At 71.2% G+C, this 22617-nt stretch carries 21 protein-coding genes, 1 tRNA gene, 1 other RNA gene and 1 pseudogene; 22 read left to right on the top strand and 2 right to left on the bottom strand.

The window, feature by feature from the left end:
* Window positions 1-307, bottom strand: a pseudogene (locus tag J7I97_RS32780) (hypothetical protein); the annotation flags it as partial.
* A 568-nt stretch (window positions 308-875) separates the two neighbouring features.
* Here J7I97_RS32780 and J7I97_RS32775 point away from each other — a divergent pair.
* From J7I97_RS32775 to J7I97_RS32700, 16 genes are all read left to right on the top strand, one after another.
* Window positions 876-1076, top strand: a complete 201-nt coding sequence (locus J7I97_RS32775) for a hypothetical protein (protein WP_214942447.1) — start codon at window positions 876-878, stop codon at window positions 1074-1076.
* 96 nt (window positions 1077-1172) lie between these two features.
* Entirely contained in the window at window positions 1173-2849 is a 1677-nt protein-coding gene (locus J7I97_RS39730) for a LuxR C-terminal-related transcriptional regulator (protein WP_308369194.1), read from the top strand.
* 153 nt (window positions 2850-3002) lie between these two features.
* The gene (locus J7I97_RS32765) at window positions 3003-4424 is read left to right on the top strand and encodes an FAD-binding oxidoreductase (protein ID WP_214942444.1); all 1422 of its coding nucleotides are present in this window, start codon (window positions 3003-3005) and stop codon (window positions 4422-4424) included.
* A 205-nt stretch (window positions 4425-4629) separates the two neighbouring features.
* Window positions 4630-6288, top strand: coding sequence for a LuxR C-terminal-related transcriptional regulator (locus tag J7I97_RS40090; RefSeq protein ID WP_308365590.1), 1659 nt, complete (start codon window positions 4630-4632; stop codon window positions 6286-6288).
* 107 nt (window positions 6289-6395) lie between these two features.
* A complete protein-coding gene (locus J7I97_RS32755) occupies window positions 6396-6695 on the top strand; it encodes a hypothetical protein (RefSeq protein WP_214942441.1) in 300 nt (99 codons plus the stop codon).
* Between the two features lie 93 nt (window positions 6696-6788).
* Window positions 6789-6968, top strand: a complete 180-nt coding sequence (locus J7I97_RS32750; RefSeq protein WP_214942438.1) for a hypothetical protein — start codon at window positions 6789-6791, stop codon at window positions 6966-6968.
* A gap of 288 nt (window positions 6969-7256) precedes the next feature.
* Window positions 7257-7559, top strand: coding sequence for a hypothetical protein (locus J7I97_RS32745; RefSeq protein ID WP_308369193.1), 303 nt, complete (start codon window positions 7257-7259; stop codon window positions 7557-7559).
* A 3-nt stretch (window positions 7560-7562) separates the two neighbouring features.
* Window positions 7563-8000, top strand: coding sequence for a type II toxin-antitoxin system VapC family toxin (locus J7I97_RS32740; protein ID WP_308369196.1), 438 nt, complete (start codon window positions 7563-7565; stop codon window positions 7998-8000).
* Window positions 8001-8455: 455 nt separating this feature from the next.
* Window positions 8456-8800 carry a hypothetical protein gene (locus tag J7I97_RS39210; RefSeq protein ID WP_251050606.1) on the top strand — a complete coding sequence of 115 codons (345 nt, stop codon included), beginning with the start codon at window positions 8456-8458 and terminating at the stop codon, window positions 8798-8800.
* Window positions 8797-9135, top strand: a complete 339-nt coding sequence (locus J7I97_RS32730) for a type II toxin-antitoxin system PemK/MazF family toxin (RefSeq protein WP_308365198.1) — start codon at window positions 8797-8799, stop codon at window positions 9133-9135. The genes J7I97_RS39210 and J7I97_RS32730 overlap by 4 nt, the downstream gene beginning before the upstream one ends.
* 751 nt (window positions 9136-9886) lie before the next feature.
* Window positions 9887-10282: a hypothetical protein gene (locus J7I97_RS32725; protein ID WP_214942429.1), complete on the top strand. Its 396-nt coding sequence runs from the start codon at window positions 9887-9889 to the stop codon at window positions 10280-10282.
* 139 nt (window positions 10283-10421) lie between these two features.
* Window positions 10422-10871, top strand: a complete 450-nt coding sequence (locus J7I97_RS32720; protein WP_214942426.1) for a hypothetical protein — start codon at window positions 10422-10424, stop codon at window positions 10869-10871.
* 400 nt (window positions 10872-11271) lie between these two features.
* Window positions 11272-11532, top strand: coding sequence for a hypothetical protein (locus J7I97_RS32715; protein ID WP_214942423.1), 261 nt, complete (start codon window positions 11272-11274; stop codon window positions 11530-11532).
* Complete coding sequence (locus tag J7I97_RS32710; RefSeq protein ID WP_214942420.1) at window positions 11523-12263, top strand: hypothetical protein; 741 nt, start codon at window positions 11523-11525, stop codon at window positions 12261-12263. The genes J7I97_RS32715 and J7I97_RS32710 overlap by 10 nt, the downstream gene beginning before the upstream one ends.
* Window positions 12260-12568: a DNA-binding protein gene (locus tag J7I97_RS32705; RefSeq protein WP_308378379.1), complete on the top strand. Its 309-nt coding sequence runs from the start codon at window positions 12260-12262 to the stop codon at window positions 12566-12568. Before J7I97_RS32710 ends, J7I97_RS32705 begins: the two co-directional genes overlap by 4 nt.
* Window positions 12565-13707: a hypothetical protein gene (locus tag J7I97_RS32700; protein ID WP_214942417.1), complete on the top strand. Its 1143-nt coding sequence runs from the start codon at window positions 12565-12567 to the stop codon at window positions 13705-13707. The genes J7I97_RS32705 and J7I97_RS32700 overlap by 4 nt, the downstream gene beginning before the upstream one ends.
* Before the next feature lie 177 nt (window positions 13708-13884).
* On the opposite strand, the gene J7I97_RS32695 is transcribed toward J7I97_RS32700, so the two are convergent.
* A tRNA-Ser gene (locus J7I97_RS32695) sits at window positions 13885-13972 on the bottom strand.
* Window positions 13973-14080: 108 nt separating this feature from the next.
* Here J7I97_RS32695 and ffs point away from each other — a divergent pair.
* From ffs to J7I97_RS32665, 6 genes are all read left to right on the top strand, one after another.
* Window positions 14081-14179, top strand: an RNA gene (gene ffs / locus J7I97_RS32690) — signal recognition particle sRNA small type.
* Between the two features lie 65 nt (window positions 14180-14244).
* The gene (locus J7I97_RS32685; protein ID WP_214942415.1) at window positions 14245-16542 is read left to right on the top strand and encodes a DNA polymerase III subunit gamma and tau; all 2298 of its coding nucleotides are present in this window, start codon (window positions 14245-14247) and stop codon (window positions 16540-16542) included.
* Between the two features lie 60 nt (window positions 16543-16602).
* Complete coding sequence (gene purD, locus J7I97_RS32680) at window positions 16603-17856, top strand: phosphoribosylamine--glycine ligase (RefSeq protein WP_214942412.1); 1254 nt, start codon at window positions 16603-16605, stop codon at window positions 17854-17856.
* Between the two features lie 287 nt (window positions 17857-18143).
* Window positions 18144-19778, top strand: a complete 1635-nt coding sequence (locus J7I97_RS32675; protein ID WP_214942409.1) for a hypothetical protein — start codon at window positions 18144-18146, stop codon at window positions 19776-19778.
* 278 nt (window positions 19779-20056) lie between these two features.
* Window positions 20057-21565, top strand: coding sequence for a N,N-dimethylformamidase beta subunit family domain-containing protein (locus tag J7I97_RS32670; protein ID WP_214942406.1), 1509 nt, complete (start codon window positions 20057-20059; stop codon window positions 21563-21565).
* Window positions 21566-21652: 87 nt separating this feature from the next.
* Entirely contained in the window at window positions 21653-22570 is a 918-nt protein-coding gene (locus J7I97_RS32665) for a phosphoribosylaminoimidazolesuccinocarboxamide synthase (protein WP_214942403.1), read from the top strand.
* Window positions 22571-22617 lie beyond the last annotated feature (47 nt).

Below are 22617 nucleotides of genomic sequence, written 5' to 3'. Positions count from 1 at the left end.
CCCGGCTCCCGGCTCCCGGCCTTGCCAGCTTCTTAGTATATCCAACACCGTGTGACAAAACGCTCAATTTGCCTTGAAGGTTGTGGAGTTGTCCACCGAAGCTGGCGGACACCGCGAGGTCGACCGGTATCGACTGGGCCTGCTCCCACGGCAGTACGGGCAGCTCCAACTCGGCGAACAGCTCGCGAAGCCCCGACCGGAACGCGGACGACCCGGTGGAGGTAACCAGCAGCTGCACACGGAAGTCGTCACGGAACAGCGGCAGTACGTCCAGGAGACGTCCGGCGGAAGTGACATTGTGCGCCACCAGCAGAACCTTGCGACTGGTCGTCCGGCTGGTCCACAGATGGGAGTCCTCCCCTACTGGCACCCGAATCGCCAGGGGATCAGCTGCCCCCACGTGTCACCTCCTGCTGACTGCGCAGCGTCCTCGCTATCGCGGATCACCCTAGCTGTGTTGTCGTAGAGGCCCACCCTCCACCAACGACCGGGCGCTGCTGGAAGCGGAGGAGCGCAGACTTCGGGAGGCGCTGGCTGGTCAGCCCAGATAGGGGTAGGTGCTGGGCAAGTAGTCGAATCCCTGCGGTCAGCCGGGTTCTCTTCCTCGGGGTTGCCGGGCTGGATGTAGGCCGACTTCACGTCTTGGAGGCGTTTCACCCATGCGGGCACTCCGGCGCCGTAGCTGGGCGCCACGGAATGGGTGGCACCGCTGGGGCGAGGGGGCGCCGCAGCGGGTGGCGCTGCGTAGGCGCCGGCGATCTCCTGCTGGTGCGGACCGCCGGAGGCCGAAACCGCCGTGCTGGCACCGTTGCGCTCGTACGGGCATCCACTGGACCGACCTGACCGGCTTGCGGCCCTACCCGGAGCACCAGGGGATGCTGGACCCGACGGCTCCGCACGGCTGGCACTACTACTGGAAGTCCAGCGAGGTGGCGACACTGAGCGACGACCTGATCGACGTACTGGTCGAGCACACCGCCCGGGTCGCCTCGCCCCGCTCGTACACGCTGGTCTTCCACCTCGGCGGCGCGGTCGCCCGGGTGCCCGAGGACGCAGGGGGGTTCGGCGTCGTGTGATCGAGGCCTGGTCCGGCCCAACTCCGCACCAGGCCGCAGACGCCTCGTGACACCGCTGACCTGCGCCCCTTCCAGGTTGCTCCTACCCTGGTAAGAGTGATCACCGGTGATGAGCGGGCGGTCGATCAGGCCAGGGCCGCTGCCGGCCGAGAGGCATGGGCAGAGGCGTACACGCTTCTGCACGATCTCGGCCCTGCTCGTCTGAGCCCCGACGACCTCGCCGTGCTCGCAGACGCGGCCTGGTGGACCAGCCGGGTCGAGGAATCGATCACGGCGCGGACCGGGGCCTACTCCGGCTATGTGGCGGCGGGCGCGGGCCGGCAGGCCGGATTCAGCGCCTGGATGCTCTTCTACGAGTACCAGCTCGCGGGACGCACGGGCGCGGCCACCGGCTGGCTGGGGCGGGCGCGGCAGCAGCTGACCGGCGAACCCGAGTGTGTGGAGCAGTGCTATCTCTTCTGGGCTGATGCGGAGGAGGCGCAACGGCGAGGCGCGTTCGACGAGGCAAGGGGCTGCGCCCGGCGCATGGCCGACATCGCGCGACGATGCGGGAGCGTGGATCTTCTGGCCATGTGCACCCAGGTGCAGGCGAGCGTGCTGCTGGCCGAGGGCCGGGTGGCCGACGGGCTCGCCCTGCTCGACGACGCCATGTGCTCGGCCTTGGCGGGCGAGCTCAGCTCGTTCTTCACCGGATGGATCTACTGCCTGGGTCTGCAGGCGTGCATGGCGTGCGCCGACCTGCGGCGAGCGGTCGAGTGGACCGATGCCGCCATGGCCTGGTGCGCGTCGATGCCGGAGGAGAACAACTACCGGGGGCTGTGCCGCGTACACCGCGTGGAGGTCGCCGAGCTGACCGGCGACTGGCCCCGTGCGGCCGGCGAAGCCGCTCTGACCTGCACCGAGCTGTTGCCTTACGAGGCCCGGATCGCCGCAGAGGCGATCTACCTGACGGCCGGCATCGAGCGGCGGTGCGGTGACCTGGCGGCAGCCGAGGCGTCGTACACCCGGGCCCATGAGCTCGGCCGCGATCCGCAGCCGGGCCTTGCCCTGCTGCACCTCGCGCAGGGCAGGACCGACTCCTCCTCCGCCGCGCTCAGGCTCGCGCTGGCGGGCGGGGAGGGTGGGGAGAGCGGTGCGGGGCCCGGGCCGCTCGGCCGCTGCCGGCTGCTCGCTGCCCAGGTCGAGGTCTCGCTCGCCCTCGGAGACCTCGACCAGGCTCGGACGGCGGCGGACGAACTGGAGTCGAACGCGCTGGAGTGGCAGCGGCGGTGCGCGTCCGAGTCCACCGTGCTGCATGCGACCGCGACGGCCGCACGCGGCGCGGTCGCGTTCGCCGACCGCGACCTGGAGCGTGCGGTGCCCCTACTGCACCGGTCGCTGTCGCTGTGGCTGGAGCTGGGAGTCCCGTACGAGGCCGCGCAGGTCCGGATGACTCTCGCGGCCGCCGCCCGGGCCGCCGGTGATGCCGAGGGCGCCCGGATGGAGCTGCAGGCGGCGCGGGCGGTCTTCCAGAGGCTGGGAGCGGCGCCGGACGCGCGCCGGGCCGCCGCCCTGCTCAGCGGCGTACAGCACCGGCTCCCGGGCGACCTCACCGATCGTGAGGCCCAGGTGCTGCGCCTGGTGGCAGCCGGGGGGACCAACCGGTCCATCGCCTCCGAGCTGGTGATCAGCGAGCACACCGTCGCCCGTCACCTCAACAACATCTTCGCGAAGCTCGATGTGTCGTCCAGGGCCGCGGCCACGGCCTACGCGTACACCCACGGCCTGGCGTGATCGCGGGGGTACGCGATCCGGGGCATCGGGCATCGGGCATCGGGCATGGGCTGTTCCGCCCATGCCCCGGATCTGCGAAATGGGCTGTTCCGGCGATGAGACACGACCGGTCTCCGTCCTACAACAGTGGTGAAGGGAAAGGCGGTGGCGGCCATGACCACCTACACCTCAGTACTCGGCGAAAAGCTGTCGGAGCAGCTGCGCGGCGCTGTCCGCGGGGACGTCATCCAGCCGGACGGCCCCGGCTACGAGGACGCCCGCAAGGTTTACAACGCGATGCACGACAAGTGTCCGGCTGCCATCGTCCGAGCCGTCGACGCGGGCGACATCATCGCCACCGTGGACTTCGCCCGGGAGCAGGACCTCCGGCTGGCGGTGCGCGGCGGCAGCCACGGCGTCGCCGGATACGGGACGTGCGACGGCGGCGTGGTGCTGGATCTCGGGAGCATGCGCGGCGTCCGGGTCGACCCCGAGGCACGCACGGCCCGGGCCGAGGGCGGCTGCACCTGGGCGGACCTCAACCACGCCACGCACGCCTTCGGCCTGGCCACCACGGGCGGAGTCGTCTCCAGTACCGGCGTCGGCGGTCTGACCACGGGCGGCGGCATGGGCTATCTGGCCCGGCGGTGCGGCCTGGCCTGCGACAACCTGATCTCGGCGGACGTGGTCACGGCCGACGGATCGTTCGTGACCTGCACGGCGGAGCGCGACGCCGACCTGCTGTGGTCCGTACGCGGCGGGGGCGGCAATTTCGGGGTCCTCGCCTCGCTCCAGTACCGGCTGCATCCCGTGGCCGACATCCTGGGCGGACCGACGTTCTATCCGCTCGACCCGGATGTGATGCGCCGGTACCGGGAGCTGATCGCCGATTCCGGCGAGGAGTTCAGTGCCCTGCTCGTCGTGGCACTCGGCCCGCCGCTGGCCTTCCTGCCCGAGCGCTGGCACGGGCGGCCGCTGTGTGGGGTCGTCACCTGCTGGACCGGCCCCGAGGACCAGGACGACCGGATCCGGGCCCGCCTCGCGGCGCTCGGGCCGGTCATCGGCCAGAGCCTCGGGCGCATGCCCTACCCGGTGATCAACACGCTCTTCGACGAGCTGCTGCCCGCCGGTCTCTTCCACTACTGGAAGGGCACCTTCAGTCAGGGCCTGCCCGACGGCGCGATCGACGCGTATGCCGAGTACGGCGCCACGACCCCTACGATCCAGAGCGCGACGGTGGTCTTCCCCATTGACGGCGCCTGCCACCGGGTGGGGCTCGACGAGTCCGCATTCGCCTACCGAGACGCCGACTACTCGACGGCCCTCAGCGCGACACTCCTGACCCGCGCCGAATGCGAAGACTCCATCGGCTGGGTGCGGGCCTTCGCGGCCGCGCTCGAACCCCACTCCAGTGCAGGGGCCTACGTGAACTTCATGGACGTGGACGACCAGGACCGCGCCCGGAACAACTATCGGCAGAACTACGACCGCCTGACCGCGATGAAGCGGCGCTACGACCCCGGCAACCTGTTCCGCCTGAATCACAACATCACGCCGGACCCCGCCCCGCGGATCTCCACATCGTCCGCAGGGTGACCGGAGGGAGCCGAAACTCCGGACGGGAACTCCGGACGGGAACGCAGAAGGCCCCGGCCGGTTTGGCGTACCACGACGTCCGCCGAGAAGCCGGCGTGCCTCAGCGGCGCGGCGGCCTCGATCATCCCAGCGAGTGCCACTCCTGGAACACGCCCTGGATGCATCGACCCGCGGCGTCGTGCGGCAGCGGGTCGATAATCGCCGCGTGGACACCGACACCGATCTTGCCCGAGGCCGTGCGTGCTACGCCGCCGAGGCCTGGCTCGATGCCTTCGAGGGCCTGAGTGCCGCCGACGGAGTCACACCGATGGGCCCGGACGACTTGGAGCTACTGGCCAGGTCCGCCTACATGCTCGGCCGTGACGACGCATACGTGGCTGGACTGGAGCGCGCACATGCGATGTGGCTGGACGCCGACGACGTACCCCGCGCCGTCCGCTGCGCGGTCTGGATCGGTCACAGCATGCTGTTCCGGGGCCACGGCGCCCGGGCGAGCGGCTGGTTCTCCCTCGGTGAGCGCCTCCTCAAGGCCGACGGGCGGGATTGCGTCGAACGCGGGTATCTCCTCATCCCCGTGTGGCTGAGCCAGATGGGCGGTGGTGACTGGCAGTCCGGCCACGCGACGGCGACCGAGGCCGCCGAGATCGGCGAGCGGTTCGGCGACGCGGACCTGGTGTGGTTGGCACGCGACGAGCAGGGCCGGGCCTTGGTGAACCTGGGCCGCGTGCACGAGGGCCTGCGCCTGGTGGACGAGACGCTCGTAGTCGTCGATTCCGGTGCTCTTTCGCCGATCGTCAGCGGCATCGTCTACTGCAACACCATCGTCTTCTGCCGCGACCTGTTCGACCTGAGTCATGAGCGCGAGTGGACGGACGCTCTGACGCGGTGGTGCGAGCGCCAGCCGCAGATGGTCGCGCACAACGGTCTGTGCCTGGTACATCGGGCCGAAGTGCTGCAGTACGGCGGCGCCTGGGCCGCCGCGCTCGATGAGGCCCGCCGAGCCTCCGAACACTTCGCGCGGGGCGTGTTGAACCAGATCGCCTGCGGCCAGGCGTTCTACCGGCAGGGCGAGATCCACCGGCTGCGGGGCCGGCCGGCCGAGGCCGAGGACGCCTTCCGGGAGGCCAACCGCCGCGGTTTCGAGCCGCAGCCCGGGTTCGCGCTGCTGCGGCTGGCCCAGGGCAACGACGAGGCCGCGGCGGCGACGATCCGTCGTGCCGTGTCCGAGCACACCCGGGAGCTGGAGCGAGCGGCCCTCCTTCCGGCGTACGTCGAGATCATGCTGGCCGGGGCCGACGTCGACGCCGCGGCTGAGGCCGCCCACCAGCTCGGGGCGATCGCGGAGCACCAGGACAGCGCGGTGCTTCGCGCGACGGCGGCGTACGGCGTTGCCTCCGTGGCGTTGGCGAAGGGTGACGCCACCGCCGCTCTCACGGCAGGGCGGCGGGCGTGGCACGCGTGGCAGGAGCTCGGGGCGCCGTACGAAGCCGCCCGGGCGCGCGTCCTCGTGGCACTCGCCTGCCGCTCGCTCGGTGACGACGACACGTCTGCCCTGGAGCTCCAGGCGGCGCGCGCGGTGTTCGCCGAGCTTGGGGCCGGGCCCGACGTCGCTCACGTCGATTCCCTCGCTCGTGGCGGGCCGGACAGGGACACCCACGGTCTCTCGGCACGCGAGCTCGAGGTGCTCCGCCAGGTGGTCGGCGGCGCGAGCAACCGGCAGATCGCCACCGCCCTGGCGATCAGCGAGCACACCGTTGCCCGGCACCTGCAGAACATCTTCGGCAAATTGGGGGTCTCCTCGCGAACGGCGGCGAGCACGTTCGCGCTGGAGCACGGCCTCGTCGAGCTGCGTGGTCAGGAATGACCATCCCGGTCCGCAGCGGTTTGGTGACCATTCGCGATGCGGCGTCCACCTCCGCACGCCTAGCGTCGAATCGTCCGAACGACACGACACCGAACGAGGAGGACACCATGTACGTCGTGGTCCAGCACCGAATCCTGAACCCGGAGACCGCCTTTCCCCGCGGCCAGGCCCTGATGAACGGCACCGGAGCGCCCGATGGCACCCGGGTGCTGCAGTTCTACCCGCACGTCGACGGGTCCGTCGTGACGTGCCTCTGGGAGACGAAGTCTGTTGGGGACGTCCAGCGCTTCGCCGACACGACTCTCGGGGACTCAAGCGTCAACGTCTGCTACGAGGTCGACTCGCAGAACGCATTCGCCGACCGTCCACTCGGCCTGAAGCCGTCTCCGGCACCTGTCACCCACTAGCCAGCGGGCCCTGCTGAACTTACGGGCCGGCTAGCGGAGTTCCAGCCCTCGCGCGCCCTGTTGCCTGTCGGCGATCGTTCCTATGGCGGACGGATGGCCAATGGCGTGTGGCACACCGAATACGGCATTGAGATCAACCTGACGCAGCCTGACCTCGGGGTCAGCGGCTATCCCGGCTTGCTCGAAGAGATCATGACTAGTGTCTCGGAGCGGAACCCCCAGCTGCTGGAGTGCCTCGCGCACAAGGCGCGGCGTCACCGACGCCGTGGGTGATTCCGTCGGTGCGGCCCTCGGCGACGGCCTCTCAGGGCGGCCTCTTCGCCGGGGAAGCGCAGGGTGGCATAAAGACTCCCGCCGCTCGAACAGTCATGCGTCCACGCGGCTGCCGTGGCGGCGATGCTAACTGCTGCGACTTGTAGCCACTCTCGACGTGCCGTGCTTGCGGCTGCGGGACACAGCTGGCGGAGACTCGGCGGATGGGTCTCACCAGAGCTCGGATTCGGGTCGTTTTCGGCCCCCTCCAGGGCCGCCCGGCCTAGGGTGGTTTTCAGGCATGAGCCCGTGGACCACAGCGTGGAGGAGCCGATCAAGAGCACTGCCCCGAATCTGCCTCTCCCGCCGCGCAGACCTGAGGAGACTCATCCGCTGAGGACCATCCGGGAGATCCGGGAGTCCCTGCCCGAGCATCAGCTCGGGCACTTCGATGCCGAGCTCGCCGACACCGACATCGATGCCCTGCCCGACATGCTTCACCGCTGGGCGACGCTGGGCAGCGACGGGTTTCTCGAGCGGCTTACGGGGGCCCCGTTCGAGGGGCTGGAGTTCGGGCAGCGGTCCTACGCCGATGCGGCGAACGGCGAGTGATCTATCTACTCGACACTAACGTCGTCGCTGAGATCACTACCCGGCCGAAGCCTGCCCCAGCCGAAGCCTGCCCCGGCCGTCGTCGCCTGGGCTCGCTCGGTTCCGGCTCCTGCCTTCTACCTGAGTGTCATCACGGTCGCGGAGATCGAGGCAGGCATTGAGGGCATGCCTGATCCGGTGCGTCGTGCCGCTTTCGAGCGGGCGCTCATGGACATTCGTGCTCAGTACCGAGACCGGATCGCCGCAGTCGGAGAGCGGGAGGCACTCGCCTACCTCGTTCTTCACCGGAGGCTGAAGAACGCCGGAACCAGCATCGATCCGCCTGATGCGCTGATCGCAGCTACCGCGCTGGCGCACGGCTGGACGCTGGTGAGCCGCAACATCAAGCATCTGGCGCGATCAGGCGCACTCTTGCTGAACCCCTGGGAGTACGAGGGATAGGCCACCGAAACCGCAATGTGGCGAAACCTCCGGTTATGCCTCGAGTGTATGAGACTCGAACTGAGACCACGGCACGCAGAAGGCCCCGGCCGGTTTCCCGGTCGGGGCCTTCAAGTGCCCGGTGAGGCACTGGCGGAGGATACGAGATTCGAACTCGTGAGGGGTTGCCCCCAACACGCTTTCCAAATGTTCGCATGCCCGTCCGGCGAGGGCCGTACCCGTCCTGACCTGCAGCGGAGCCATCGGGGTGGCCCTATCTGGACAGGCCCGGACGGGAGCGAATGAGACCGGAACTGAGACCAGACGCGGTCGGCCGGGCTGCTCTCCAGGTCCCGCTCGTGGCGGCTCTTGGCCTTGCCTGTGCGGTGAGGGCTGCCCTGCGGGATTGCCTTGACCGGGCCGGTCTCTCCCTCCACACTAGGTGTATGACATTTGTACGACAGGCTGGAGGAGGCGTGGACACCGCAGCAGCTCCCAAGAAGAGGGCGGCCAAGAAGGCCGCCGTGACGGCGGTGAAGCGAAATACCGCGGCGGCCGTGCTCGGGCCCAGTCGGCTGGCTCAGGTCCGGCTCCGTGGCGATGAGATGCAGGCCCTTCAGGAGGTCATGCGGACACTGCACCTCAAATCGACCTCGGATGCTCTTCGCGAAGGGCTGAGGCTCCTCGCGCGGGAAGCGGCCGAGGTAGGGGCGGCCGAGGAGATTCGTGCCTTCTACCAGGAGCAGGGTGCGCCTCTGCCCGAGGGTGTGGTCGAGCCGGATGACGAAGAGCTTGCGGCAGCAGACGAGATGCAGTGGTGAACCCAGGCACGGCGCTTCGCGGCGAGGTGTGGGTCTGCGCACTGCCACAACCGGTGGGGCCGCACCCCGTCGTCGTCCTTACCGTCAACCGGATCGCGGAGCCGCTCGCCTCGGTGACGGTCGCGCTGATCACCGGCACATCCGGTCCGCAGGTCACGCATGTTCCGATCGGGCCTGACGCCGGACTGACGAAGTACGACGAGTCGTACGTGAACTGCGCGGACCTTCACACGGTGGCGAAGTCGCGGTTGCGACGGAAGCTGGGGCTGCTTGCTCCGGGTGAACTGCACCGCGTGGAGGGCTCGGTTCGTCTGATCCTCGGGCTGCAGCGCTGACCTGGTGTGCGCGGCCTGGCCTACACCGGCATGACGCTGTGGATGCGGGACAGCGTGAAGACTCATTCGGCGTCCCGCAGGTGGCACCACGCTTCGAGGTAGGGCGGGTCGAGTTCGAGGCGGCTGAGGGTACGGACGGTGCGGCTGCCCGAGGCGGCTGAGGGTACGGACGGTGCGGCTGCCCGAGGCGGCGACGTATTCGACCGTGATGGCGGTGCCGACGTCGAGGGCGTGGCCGAGCTGGCGGACGTCGGCGTACGTCAGCTGCCTGGCGTACCCGGCGACGATCTCCTCGGTATCCGTCCCGAAGGGAACTCCGGTGCCGAAGGGATCGGGCTCCGGGGCGGTTGGCGGGGCGTTCAGCAGCCAGGCCGCCAAGGTGTGTGAGTCGACGACCGTCGACGCCTCTGCCGCTCGGTGCGCCGCGCGTCCTGTGCCGGCCTTTGCGGAGGCCTTCCGTGGCGTCGGAACAGCGGCGGCCCGCCGAGGTGGGACCTTCTCGATGCGTACGGTCCCATCCGCGGCCTCGGCGACGGGGGCATAGCCCTGATCCCGGAGCGCGGCCAGGGTCTGGTCAGGCGTGCCGGCGCTGACGAGCACCGTCGGCGCGAGCCGACGCAGCCCGAGCGGGGCGAGTCCTCGGTGGGCGGCGAGTTCGGCCAGGAGTGCCGGTTCGTCGCTAGCGCTGCGCGAGCCGCCGTGCGTTCTGGGTGACCTGTCGGCTCTCCGCGGCGGCCGCACGAGCGCCTGGGTGACAGCGATCACGGACGCGACCGCCGTGCGGATCACGGCTTCCGCCTTCACGGACTACCTCAACGGCCTGGGGATGTCCGGCCGGTTCCTCGCCGAGGTACTGGACTGGACGTACGGAGAGGACCTCAAGCGGGCACGAGAGCGTGCACTGCCCCTGCGAATTCAGGTGGCCGCGTTCCTGCTCACCGTGGCCGGGCAAATGGCCTCCGGGCGTCTGGAGGGCTGGGACCAGGAGCAACTGGCGGCTCTCTTCCACGTATCTGGCCGGACCCTCCGGGACAAGGCCCTGCGGCCCCTGGAGCAGGCCGGCGCCGTCGTCTGCGGGCGTCGGCGCGTCACGATCGCAGACGAGAGGGCGTTGCGCCGGGAGGTCGTCAGGTTTGGTGCCCGCTGAACGGACCGCTCCGGAGGGCAAGCACAAGCGGCCGGTCGTCTGCCGGAAACCCTTCCGGCTGCGCGAGGCGGCCGCCGCACATCCTCGGATCAGGCGCAGCAGTGCCTGATCCGATGCTTCCCTCGTCAGGAGGACGTCCGTGTCCGAACCGCACCTTGTTCCCTGGGGCGAGAGCCGCGCGATGCACCCGTACGTCGGTGTCCTCGCCGTCGATGCCAAGGACTTCACCCGCCTCCCGGCCCTCGCGCATCCCGATGTCAGCCGCAGTGTCCCGGAGCTCGTGGACCAGGCCCTGCGGGCCGCCGGACTCGCAGACCTGACCAGCGCCAAGCGGTTCCCGGCCCACACCGGCGACGGCATCGCCTTCGGTTTGCCCACCGCTCTTCTGCCCTTCGGTGTCTGGCCCTTCGTGGATCGGCTGCAGGACGCCCTCGCCGAACACAACGCACGCGTCGACAGCCGCTTCGCCCTCCGTCTCCGCGCGAGCGTGCATGTCGGCCCCCTCCCCGACACCGGACACGCCGGCGACGGCGAGGGCACGGCGCGGCGCGCAACGACACCCACCGGCTCCTGGACTCCGAGCCGGTGAAGGAGGCCCTCGCCCGTTCCAGCGCGGTGGTCACGTCGCTGGCGGCAGTCTTCTCCCAGAGGGTCTACGAGGACGTGATCCTCAGTGGCTTCGCGGGCCTGCACCCGGACCGCTGCGTCCGCGTCGATGCTGCTGTACCGGGCAAGGCATTCCGGCAACCGGCGTGGCTCTACGTCCCCAGCCCCTCCGGCGACCTTCTGGGTGGCGGGCTGCGTCGTCCGGACGGCGCAGTCCCCGCGGCCGACGGGGCCCGAGCAGCCGCCCCGCAACCCACCCCTGGAACCCAGCACGTGGGACACGGAGTCGCGGTCATGGGATCCGTCTCGGGCGGGCTGAGTTACCAGCAGGGCCCGGCTGCGCGCGCCGGGCGAGGAGCCACACCTCCGGCCGCTGCGCCCCGGTGACCAAGTTTCGGTACCAGGCGGTCGGCCAGGGCATCGGTGTCCAGGGCGAGGTCAACGGAGGCATGACGCAGAACACCTTCCACATCGTCGTCGGCGTGCCACCGCCCCAGACCATCCCCACCGCACAGCAGCCGCCGTCCGGGCCCTTCGAGGCCTGGCTGGAGGCCCTCATTGCGCTGGGCCGGGCTGCCTTCCTGTCCGCCCGGCACTTCCTGCCCCCGCACGTGACGATAGGAGACGACTACACATGGGAATGACCCTGTTCAGCTTCCTGGAACGAGAGGTCGACAAGGCAGCCGCCGATGCCCACAGCCCCCTCCTGATCACCACGCCTCTCGCCGGGGGACCGGTGTGCTTGACCCCGTGGGCGGCCCGTGACTTGATCCGGCAGCCGCTTGAGGAGGCCACTGTCGCGGTGTGGCGGGAGGTCGTCGGTGCTGCACAGAAGGAAGCGGAGGGCCCCGGTCGCTGGAAGCTGCTCGCTCTCTGGCTGGCCCTGCCGAGGCTGCGCGGCCCCGTCGCGTTTGCTGTGCGTCGGTTTTTCCTGGACGCGGCGGACGCCGAGTCCGAGGCGGCGGCCGCCTTCCTGGACGCGCTGGCCGCAGCCGACCCGGAGGACCCCCGCCTGGGCTCCGCGTTGGCGGACACGACGTGCCGTCGGCTCTGGGCGTACGGAGCCCGTACGCTGCGCGAGGTCCCCGTCGTCGATGTCGCGGCGATCGCAGCGGCTCGGACCGCGGGCCTGCCCACCGAGGAGGACTTGCCGGACGAGACGGGTTGGAACCTCTACATCGCTCCCCCTGACCGGAAGGACGGACTCTCCGCGTCGCTGCGCTTCACCCTCTCGTCCGCCGCTGTCGAAGAGGTCCGCCTTACCGCCCTTGCGGACCGGATGGGGCTGAGGGACACCGTGTTCCGGGCCCGGAGGCCCGGTGAGGGCCCGCCGATCGGCACTCTGTCCCTGCGTCCGGTGGGAGCACGCCGGTGAGCGCCTGGGAACGACGACGGTCGCTGTCCTTCTCAGAGGCCTTCGATCTGCCTCTCTCAGTCGACCTGCGGACTGCTGCCCGAGCCTTCGGAATCTGCTCTGCGACTGCGTACAAGCTCATCCACCTCGGCAGGTTCCCCTGCCCCGTCCTCAGGGTCGGCCACTCCTACCGCATTCCGACGGCCTTTCTCTTGCGCGCTCTCGGCATCGAGGAGAGGCCCGTGTATGCGGTGCCTCTCGAAGAGGCCCCGGCCGTCCCGTCCACTCGCCGAGACGACCGTCCCGGAACGGAGGACCGTACATGACCACCGTCACGCCCCCCGCCGCCCGCGCCCCCGAAGACCTGGCAGACCCCCCGCGCACCTGGTCGTGCTTCGTGATCACCCCGATCGGCAACGAGCACGCAGAGCAGGGAAGCCCCGAACGGGACGCCTACGAGCACTCGTTGCGGATCTTCGAAGAAGTCGTCCTGCCCGCCTGCTCCCGCTACGGGGTCACACCGGTCCGCTCAGACGGCATCGCCGAGGCGGGCGAGATCACCGACCAGATCTGCCGCCACGTGCTCCAGGACGATCTCGTCATTGCCGACGTGGGTGGTGGCAACCCCAACGTCATGTACGAGCTCGGGCTGCGCCACGCCACAGGCAAGCCGGTCATCCACATCGGCGAACACGGACGGCTGCCGTTCGACATCTCGCCGATCAGGACCATCCAGTTCCAGGCCACCACCCGAAGCGGTCTGGTCGGCGCCCGGAAGAAGCTCGAAGCCGCCTTGGAGACCGTGCTCCGTGGTGCCTTCGAACCGCTGACGCCGGCCAGGATCCTCCGCGGCCTGCGCACCGACCCGTTCTCCCCGGCCCGCGTGGGGGAGGGCGAGGAGGACGAGGGTGAGGACACGCCCGGCCTCGTGGAGCGCATGGCCGTCGTCGAGGAACAGATGGAGGCGATGACTGAGGACTTGGACGGTGCCACCGACGCCCTCCAGCGCATTACCGATGCCGCCCAGGAACTCCTGCCGACGCTCTGGCAGCCCGATTCCCCCTCCAGCACCCAGCAGGCGATCCTGCACCGGTTCGCGCAGGCGATCGAGGAGCCGGCCGCCGACCTGAAGGGCTGTGCCCAGCGGTTCGCGGACAAGATGGGTTCCCTCGACGCCGCGGTACGGGCGGGCCTCGCCTTCCGGCGGAGCATGCCGTCGCATGCTCCGGACACACCCTCGGAGGGTCCGGCCGACCTGCTGGAACAGCTGACTGGGATGTCGGCATCGGTCCAGGAGGGTGTCGAGGCCATCATCCTGTTCGAGGCCATGTTCAAGGCCTTCTCCTCGCTCAGCCGCTCCCTGCGCGCCCCGGGCCGGGAGATCACGGCGGCGCTGAGGCTCTTCCGCCAGTCGGCCTCCTACTTCGCGCAGTGGGAGCACCTGGCCCGCACCGAGGACGGCTGAATCGCACCGCGCATCGGAGGGGAACGCCAGAGGGCCGGTCCGCTTATGCGGTCCGGCCCTCTGGGCTGGCGGACGATACGAGATTCGAACTCGTGAGGACCAGAACTGAGACCGGGGAACGCGAAGAGCCCCACCGCAAGCGGTGGGGCTCTTCAACGTATTGCCCGGTGAGAGCAATGGCGGAGGATACGAGATTCGAACTCGTGAGGGGTTGCCCCCAACACGCTTTCCAAGCGTGCGCCCTAGGCCACTAGGCGAATCCTCCGCCGCAAACAATACAAGACGTTGAGGGGTGCTCGCGAACGTGATCGTCGGCGGCCGGTCCGGGAAGACGCCGGGTCGATTCCAGGGGTCTCCATCCGCTAGTGTGGGGCCCAGCCCCTCACGTGGCGCTATCTCACCCAACTCCCCCAGGGCCGGAAGGCAGCAAGGGTAAGTGGGCTCTGGCGGGTGCGTGGGGGGCGCTTTGCGTTCCGGGGCGGTCCCGGCAGGGTCGGCGGGCCGTCGATGTCGGTGGGCCCGGATAACCTCGTAGATGTGTCGTCCCTTGCGCTGTACCGCCGCTATCGCCCCGAGTCGTTCGCCGAGGTCATCGGGCAGGAGCATGTCACTGCACCCCTGATGCAGGCCCTGCGCAACAACCGGGTCAATCACGCGTACCTGTTCAGCGGGCCGCGAGGCTGTGGCAAGACCACCAGCGCGCGCATCCTCGCCAGGTGTCTGAACTGTGAGCAAGGTCCCACGCCGGACCCCTGCGGGGAGTGCCAGTCGTGCCGGGACCTGGCGCGCAACGGACCGGGTTCGATCGATGTCATCGAGATCGACGCCGCCTCGCACGGTGGTGTGGACGACGCCCGTGACCTGCGGGAAAAGGCTTTCTTCGGGCCGGCCGCCAGCCGCTACAAGATCTACATCATCGACGAGGCGCACATGGTCACCTCGGCGGGCTTCAACGCCCTGCTGAAGGTGGTCGAAGAGCCGCCGGAGCATCTGAAGTTCATCTTCGCCACGACCGAGCCGGAGAAGGTGATCGGGACCATCCGGTCCAGGACGCACCACTATCCCTTCCGGCTGGTGCCGCCCGGCACCCTGCGGGAGTACCTGGGCGAGGTCTGCGCGCGGGAAGGGGCCACCGTCGAGGACGGTGTGCTGCCGCTCGTCGTGCGGGCCGGGGCCGGGTCGGTGCGTGACTCCATGTCCGTCATGGACCAGCTGCTCGCCGGCGCCGCCGACCAGGGTGTGACGTACGCCATGGCGACCTCGCTCCTCGGGTACACCGACGGTTCGCTGCTGGATTCGGTGGTGGACGCCTTCGCCGCAGGTGACGGGGCCGCCGCCTTCGAGGTCGTCGACCGGGTGGTGGAGGGCGGAAACGACCCGCGCCGGTTCGTCGCCGACCTGCTGGAGCGGCTGCGCGACCTGGTGATCCTGGCCGCCGTGCCCGACGCCGGCGAAAAGGGCCTGATCGACGCCCCGGCCGATGTGGTGGAGCGGATGCAGGCCCAGGCCTCCGTCTTCGGGGCGGCCGAGCTGTCGCGCGCCGCCGACCTGGTCAACACGGGGCTGACGGAGATGCGCGGCGCGACCTCGCCCCGGCTCCAGCTGGAGCTGATCTGCGCCCGGGTGCTGCTGCCCGCCGCCTTCGACGACGAGCGGTCCTTCCAGGCGCGGCTCGACCGGCTGGAGCGCGGCGGCCTGGGCGCGGCGGCCGCGATGGCCGCCGCACCGCACGCCGGCATGCCGGCCATGGGGTACGTGCCCGGGCCCGAGGCGCATGCCATGGCCCCCGCCGGGCCCGCCGGGGGTGTCGCGGCCGCGCGTGCGGCTGTACCGCGTGCCGCTGTACGGGGTCCAGGGCCGGAGGAGTCGATTCCGCAGCCGGTGGCCCCGGCAGCCGCGCCCGCGCAGCCGGTCCAGCCTGTTGCCGCGCCCGCCCCCGCGGCCCCCTCCGCCCCCGCGCCCGGTGCCTGGCCCGGGGCCGCTCAGCCGGGTGCCGGTGCCCCGGGTGCCTGGCCGGGAGCCGCTGCCCCGGCGGCCCAGGCCCCGGCGGCCCAGGCCCCAGCAGCCCAGGCCCCAGCAGCCCAGGCCCCGGCGGCCCAGGCTCCGGCGGCCCAGGCTCAGCCCGCCGCCCAGCCCCCCGCCGCCGGTGCCTGGCCCAGTGCGGCCGCGCCCGGGCAGGGTTTCCCCGCGCCCGTCGCCACCCCGGCGCCCGCGCACGCGGCGGCCGCCCCCGCCGCGCCCGCGCCCTCCCCCGGCATGGCCGCCGGAGCCGGGCAGGTCCAGGCGATGTGGCCCGGCGTGCTGGAGGCCGTCAAGAACCGCCGCCGCTTCACCTGGATCCTGCTCAGCCAGAACGCCCAGGTCACCGGCTTCGACGGGACGACCCTCCAGCTCGGCTTCCCCAACGCCGGGGCCCGCGACAACTTCGCGAGCAGCGGCAGCGAGGACGTGCTCAAGGCGGTCCTGGCCGAGCAGTTCCAGGTCAACTGGAAGATCGACGCCGTCGTCGGCGGAGGCGGAGCTGGCGGCGGAAGCCAGTCGGCGCCGGCCGCGAACGCGTACGCCGCCCCGCCCGCGCCCGCCTACAGCCCCCCGCCCGCCGCCGCGGCCCCTGCGCAGCAAGCGCCCGGCCCCCAGCAGTCCCAGTACCAGCCGCCCCAGCAGGCCGCTTCCGCCCCGCAGCCCCCCGTACAGCAGGCGCCGCCGCCGGTCGCGCCCGAGGACGACGTGCCGGAAGAGGACGATCCGGACCTGGTCGAGAGCGCCCTGACCGGACACGACCTCATCGTGCGCGAGCTCGGAGCCACCGTTGTAGAGGAATATACGAACGAGTAGGGCCGTCTCATTGGGTGGCCGCACGAAAGAGAATCCGGAGCGCGGGCTACGCTTCATGGCGTGAAGGTCCTCGTCATCGGCGGCGGCGCCCGCGAACATGCCCTGTGCCGCTCTCTGTCCCTCGACCCCGACGTCAACGCGCTGTACTGCGCTCCCGGCAACGCCGGCATCGCCGATGTGGCCACACTGCGCCCGGTCGACGCCCTCGACGGTGACGCCGTGGCCCGTCTCGCCACCGATCTCGGCGCCGACCTGGTCGTCGTCGGCCCGGAGGCCCCGCTGGTCGCCGGAGTCGGCGACGCCGTCCGCGCGGCCGGCATCCCCGTCTTCGGCCCGTCCGCCGAGGCGGCCCAGCTGGAGGGCTCCAAGGCGTTCGCCAAGGACGTGATGGCCGCCGCCGGGGTCCCGACCGCGCGCAGCTACGTCTGCACCACCCCGGAAGAGGTGGACGCGGCCCTCGACGCCTTCGGCGCCCCGTACGTCGTCAAGGACGACGGCCTCGCCGCCGGCAAGGGCGTCGTGGTCACCGAGGACCTGGCCGCCGCCCGCGCGCACGCGCTCGGCTGCGACCGCGTCGTCATCGAGGAGTTCCTCGACGGCCCCGAGGTCTCCCTTTTCGCCATCACCGACGGCGTCACCGTGCTGCCCCTCCAGCCCGCGCAGGACTTCAAGCGCGCGCTCGACGGCGACGAGGGCCCCAACACCGGCGGCATGGGCGCGTACTCCCCGCTGCCCTGGGCCGACCCGAAGCTGGTCGACGAGGTCATGGCAAGCGTCCTCCAGCCGACCGTGGACGAGCTCCGCCGTCGCGGAACCCCGTTCTCCGGGCTGCTGTACGCGGGCCTCGCGATCACCTCGCGCGGCGTCCGGGTCATCGAGTTCAACGCCCGCTTCGGCGACCCCGAGACCCAGGTGGTCCTGGCCCGGCTGCGCACCCCGCTCGCGAGCGTGCTGCTGAACGCCGCCAACGGCACCCTGCACACCGAGCCCCCGCTCAAGTGGCGCGAGGACGCGGCCGTCACCGTCGTCATCGCCTCGCACAACTACCCGGACACCCCGCGTACCGGGGACCCGATCGAGGGCCTGGTCGAGGTCGTCGCCGAAGACGAGCCCGAGGCCTACGTGCTGCACGCCGGGACCCGGCGCGAGGGCGACCAGATCGTCAGCGCGGGCGGACGCGTGCTGTCGGTGACGGCGACCGGTTCCGATCTGGCGCAGGCACGCGAGAGGGCGTATAAGGCCGTCTCGCGGATCCGCCTGGACGGTTCGCAGCACCGTACGGACATTGCGGCGAAGGCGGCCGAAGGCCACTGACCAGCGGATCCGCTCACCCGCGGGCCCGGCGCGCACACCCTGCGCCCGGGCCCGCGCGCGTGTTCGCGTGCGACTGCATCCGGCCGCGTTCGAACGCACCCACCTTTACCCAAAGCCATTCCATCGGGTGATGGTGGCCCGGTCTGCCTGACGGCCGCGCCGACCCCAACTAGGGTGCGGCGCAAGCATTCCGGCACATGGCCCACCGGCATTGCGATGTCAGTGGCGGGTGTCACAGTGGGGGAGTGAGCAAAGCCGCCGCAGGGCAGAGGGGGTGAGGTCCGGCCGTGTCCGGAACCGGTTCGATCATGGAAGTGGGCGTGCCGTCCGCGCGTTCCCGGGCCCTCGCCGTGCTGCGGGTCCGCAGCAGGGCGCTGGCCGTCGTGCTGCTGCCCGCCGCCCTTGCGGTGGTGCTGGTGGCGGCCCGGATGACGGGCCGGCTGGCCGGGGATCCCTGGCCGGCCGTGACCTTCGCCGTGTGCGTGGTCGCCGCGCTGGTGCTGCTGGTCGGCGGGATCTTCGCCGCGGTGGTGCTGCGGGCGCGCCCCGCCGTGACGCCGACGGTGCCGTTGTCGGAGGCCTCCGCGCCTGATCTGTACCGGCTGGTGCGGGATCTGGCCGACCGGATGGATGTGCCGGCGCCATCGGCGATAGCCCTGACGCCGGACTGCGACAGCTGGCTGGAGGACCGTACGCATGCGGCCCACCGCCGCGCGGGTTCCCCGGACGGCGAGCTCGGGGGCGGTATATCCGCCGGTCCCGAGTCCGAGCCGGGTGCGGCTCCCGTGCTGGTGATCGGTTCGCCGTTCCTGTGGTGGATGCGGGTCGCGGAGCTACGGGCGGTCCTTGCGCCGGTCGTCGCCGGTACGGGTCCTTCCGCGCACCCGGACATAGCCGACGCGCGGGGCTTCATACGGGGGCTGGACGCCGCCGTGGATGTGGGCAACGGGCGCGGCCTGAGCTGGATCGCCGGTCCGGCGCGGCTGCTGCTGCGGCTGTGCCGGGTGGACGCCGCCGAGATGGAGCGCGGGGTGGCCGCGGCCGCCTCGGAGCGTGCGCAGAGTGTGGATTACGGGCTGCGGATCGTGGCCCAGGAGCAGGTCGGGCTGGCCTATGCGGGCTGGGACCGGCTGCTCACCCGGGTCGCGCTGCCGGCCTGGCGGATGGGCCGGTGGCCGGCGCGCCTCGACGCCGGAGTGGTCTCCGCGCTGACCGAGCTGTCCCGGCGGGACCGGCTGGCCGAGGGGTTCACCTCGCGGCTGGGCGAGCGGCCCGCCTGCGACCTGCTGGAGCAGCCCGGGGTGATAGACGAGGCGGCTTCGCTGCTGGCCGCGCGGCTGTTCCACGGTGGTCCGGCCGAGGCCGGGCCGGACTGGTCCCCGGTGGACTGGGCGGCGTATCCGGAAGAGGTCGTGGACCGCAAGTGGCGGGCCGAGGCGGCCCGTCTCCATGCCGCCCTGGACGCGCTGGCCGTACCCGCGGGCCCGGCCGCCGGGCCGCTGGGGCCGACGCTGGAGCGGGTGCTCGGGTACCTCGCGGATCCCGGCGGCGAGGGCGCGGCCGGGGAGGCGCTGGCCGGGCGGCTCAGCGGGGACCTGGCGCGGGAGGAACGCTCCGCCGGCTCCGGGAAGGCGCGGACCTCGGATGCCGTGCCGCTGGTTCCGCTTCAGGCACCGCGGAGCGGGCGGGACCTACTGGCCGACCATGTGACGGCGATGGTGTGCTGCGCCGCCGTGGACTCGGCCGGGGCCGCACCCGGGCTGGACTGGCTGGACGGTCCGATCCTGCTCCTCAGTGGTCAGCGGCGGTCGGATCTGGCCCCCCGCGTTCTGAGCCTGGTGGAGGACGGGGACCCCGAGCCCCTGCGGGACTGGCTCGCGGAGGTCGGCGTACGCCCGGAGAAGCCGGTCCGGCTGGTGTGACGGGCTCCGCGCCCGCGCCCGCGGCGCCCACCATCCACGGCGCCCGCGCCACGGGGCCCGCGCCAGCACCACGGCGCCCGCGCCAGCGCCCGTACTCCGGCCATCCCCTGCGCCCCGGGCTCCCCTCGGCGGACGGACGACAATGGTCCGCTCACGTCAATTCGCGACGAACGGTGACGGAGTGCGTGCGTTATGTGATGTGCTGGGACCGGTCGCGGCTGCTTGTCCTGAGAGCGGCCGCGTGGAAGGCGTTCGGGGGAGCGAAGGAGGGGAACGGTATGGGTGCGGACCAGATCCGGCGGTGGGAGTCAGGTGCGCTCGCGCACGCGGTGACCGACCCCTTCGGGCAGGGCCCCCTGCCGTGGTTCCGGGGCAGCGAGCTCTACTTCGACGACACCGGCCAGGTCGTGCCCTGGTACGTGGACCCCGCGGCGGTCGATCCCGCCACTGCGGCCACCATGGCCGCCACGGGCCGGATCCCGCGCCCCCGCGGCAACGGCGGCCCCCGTACCGCCGACGACGTGCACCGGCAGATCCAGGGCTTCGCCTCCACCGGAGCCGTCGCCCCCGGTGAGGCCATCGACTTCCACATCACCGTGGACCCGCCCCAGCAGTTCTCCGTCGACGTCTACCGCATCGGCCACTACGGCGGGGACGGCGCCTCCAAGATCACTACCAGCCCCCGCCTCTCCGGCATCGTCCAGCCAGCCCCCCTCACCGCCGACCGCACCGTCTCCTGCCACCACTGGTGGCTCTCCTGGCGGCTCCAGGTCCCCTCCTACTGGAACCTCGGCGCGTACGTGGCCGTCCTCACCACCGCCGACGGATACCGGTCCCACATCCCCTTCACGGTGCGCGACGACCACCCGGCCGATCTCCTGCTCCTGCTCCCCGACATCACCTGGCAGGCCTACAACCTCTACCCCGAGGACGGCCGGACCGGCGCGAGCCTCTACCACGCCTGGGACGAGGACGGCCGGCTCCTCGGCGAGCAGGACGCGGCCATCACCGTCTCCTTCGACCGCCCCTACGCCGGCGCGGGCCTCCCCCTGCACGTCGGCCACGCCTACGACTTCATCCGCTGGGCCGAGCGCTACGGCTACGACCTCGCCTACGCCGACACCCGCGACCTGCACGCCGGCCGCGTCGATCCCACCCGCTACCGCGGCCTGGTCTTCCCCGGCCACGACGAGTACTGGTCCGCCCCCATGCGCCGCACCGCCGAGCGCGCCCGCGACCACGGCACCTCGCTCGTCTTCCTCTCCGCCAACACCATGTACTGGCAGGTCGAACTGGCCCCCTCGCCCTCCGGAGTGGCCGACCGGCTCCTCACCTGCCGAAAACGCCGCGGCCCCGGCCGCCCCAGCCTGTGGCGCGAGGTCGACCGCCCGGAGCAGCAGCTGCTCGGCATCCAGTACGCGGGCCGGGTCCCGGAGCCCGCGCCCCTGATCGTGCGCAATGCCACGCACTGGCTCTGGGACTCCACCGGCGCCACCGAGAACGACGAACTCGACGGCCTGGTCGCGGGCGAGGCCGACCGCTACTTCCCGCGCACCCAGCTCCCCGAGCACCAGGACCGGATCCTGCTCGCGCACTCCCCGTACCTCGACAGCGAGGGCGCCAAGCGCCACCAGGAGACCTCCCTCTACCGGGCGCCCAGCGGTGCCCTGGTCTTCGCCTCCGGCACCTTCGCGTGGTCCCCCGCGCTCGACCGCCCGGGCCATGTCGACGAGCGGGTCCAGCGGGCCACCGCCAACCTCCTCGACCGCATCTGCAAGAGGGACTGAGACCCGGCACCGCACACCCCTGGGCAGCGCACGAGCCCCTGTACGGGAGAATGGGTTCGCGCTCGTACAGAACCACAGGGAGACCCCGTGTCCGGATTCGTCGAAAAGCCCGAGCCGGTTCAGGTACCCGGCCTCATCCACCTTCACACCGGCAAGGTGCGAGACCTCTACCGCGACGAGGAAGGCAACCTCGTCATGGTCGCCAGCGACCGCATGTCCGCGTTCGACTGGGTACTCCCCACCGAGATCCCGGACAAGGGCCGCGTCCTGACCCAGCTGTCCCTCTGGTGGTTCGACCAGCTCGCGGACCTCGTCCCGAACCACGTCATCAGCACCGAGCTGCCCGCCGGCGCCCCCGCCGACTGGGCCGGCCGCACCCTGATCTGCCAGAGCCTCGACATGGTCCCGGTCGAGTGCGTGGCCCGCGGCTACCTCACCGGCTCCGGCCTGGCCGAGTACAACCAGACCCGTACGGTCTGCGGCCTCGCGCTCCCCGAGGGCCTCGTCGACGGCTCCGAGCTGCCCGCCCCGATCTTCACCCCCGCCGCCAAGGCCGAGGTCGGCGAGCACGACGAGAACGTCTCCTACGAGGAGGTCGCGCGCACCACCGGCGCCGAGACGGCCGCGCTGCTGCGCCAGGCCACCCTGGCCGTGTACGGCCGCGCCCGGGACATCGCCCGCGACCGCGGGATCATCCTGGCCGACACCAAGTTCGAGTTCGGCTTCGGGCAGGACGGCACCCTGGTCGCCGCCGACGAGGTGCTGACCCCGGACTCCTCCCGCTTCTGGCCCGCCGACCAGTGGGAGCCGGGCCGCACCCAGCCCTCCTTCGACAAGCAGTTCGTCCGCAACTGGCTGACCTCCCCGGCCTCCGGCTGGGACCGCACGGGCGAACTCCCGCCGCCGGCCCTCCCGCAGGAGGTCGTCGACCAGACCCGCGCCAAGTACATCGAGGCGTACGAGCGGCTCACCGGCCACACCTGGTCCGCCGACATCTGGAGCTGAAAGACGAAGAAGCCCCCCGGTCACCGACCGGGGGGCTTCTTCTACTG

This window comes from Streptomyces sp. ISL-87 (assembly GCF_018614095.1).
In the GTDB taxonomy this organism is placed as follows: Bacteria; Actinomycetota; Actinomycetes; order Streptomycetales; family Streptomycetaceae; genus Streptomyces.
This window is presented reverse-complemented; position numbering and strand designations above follow the sequence as displayed.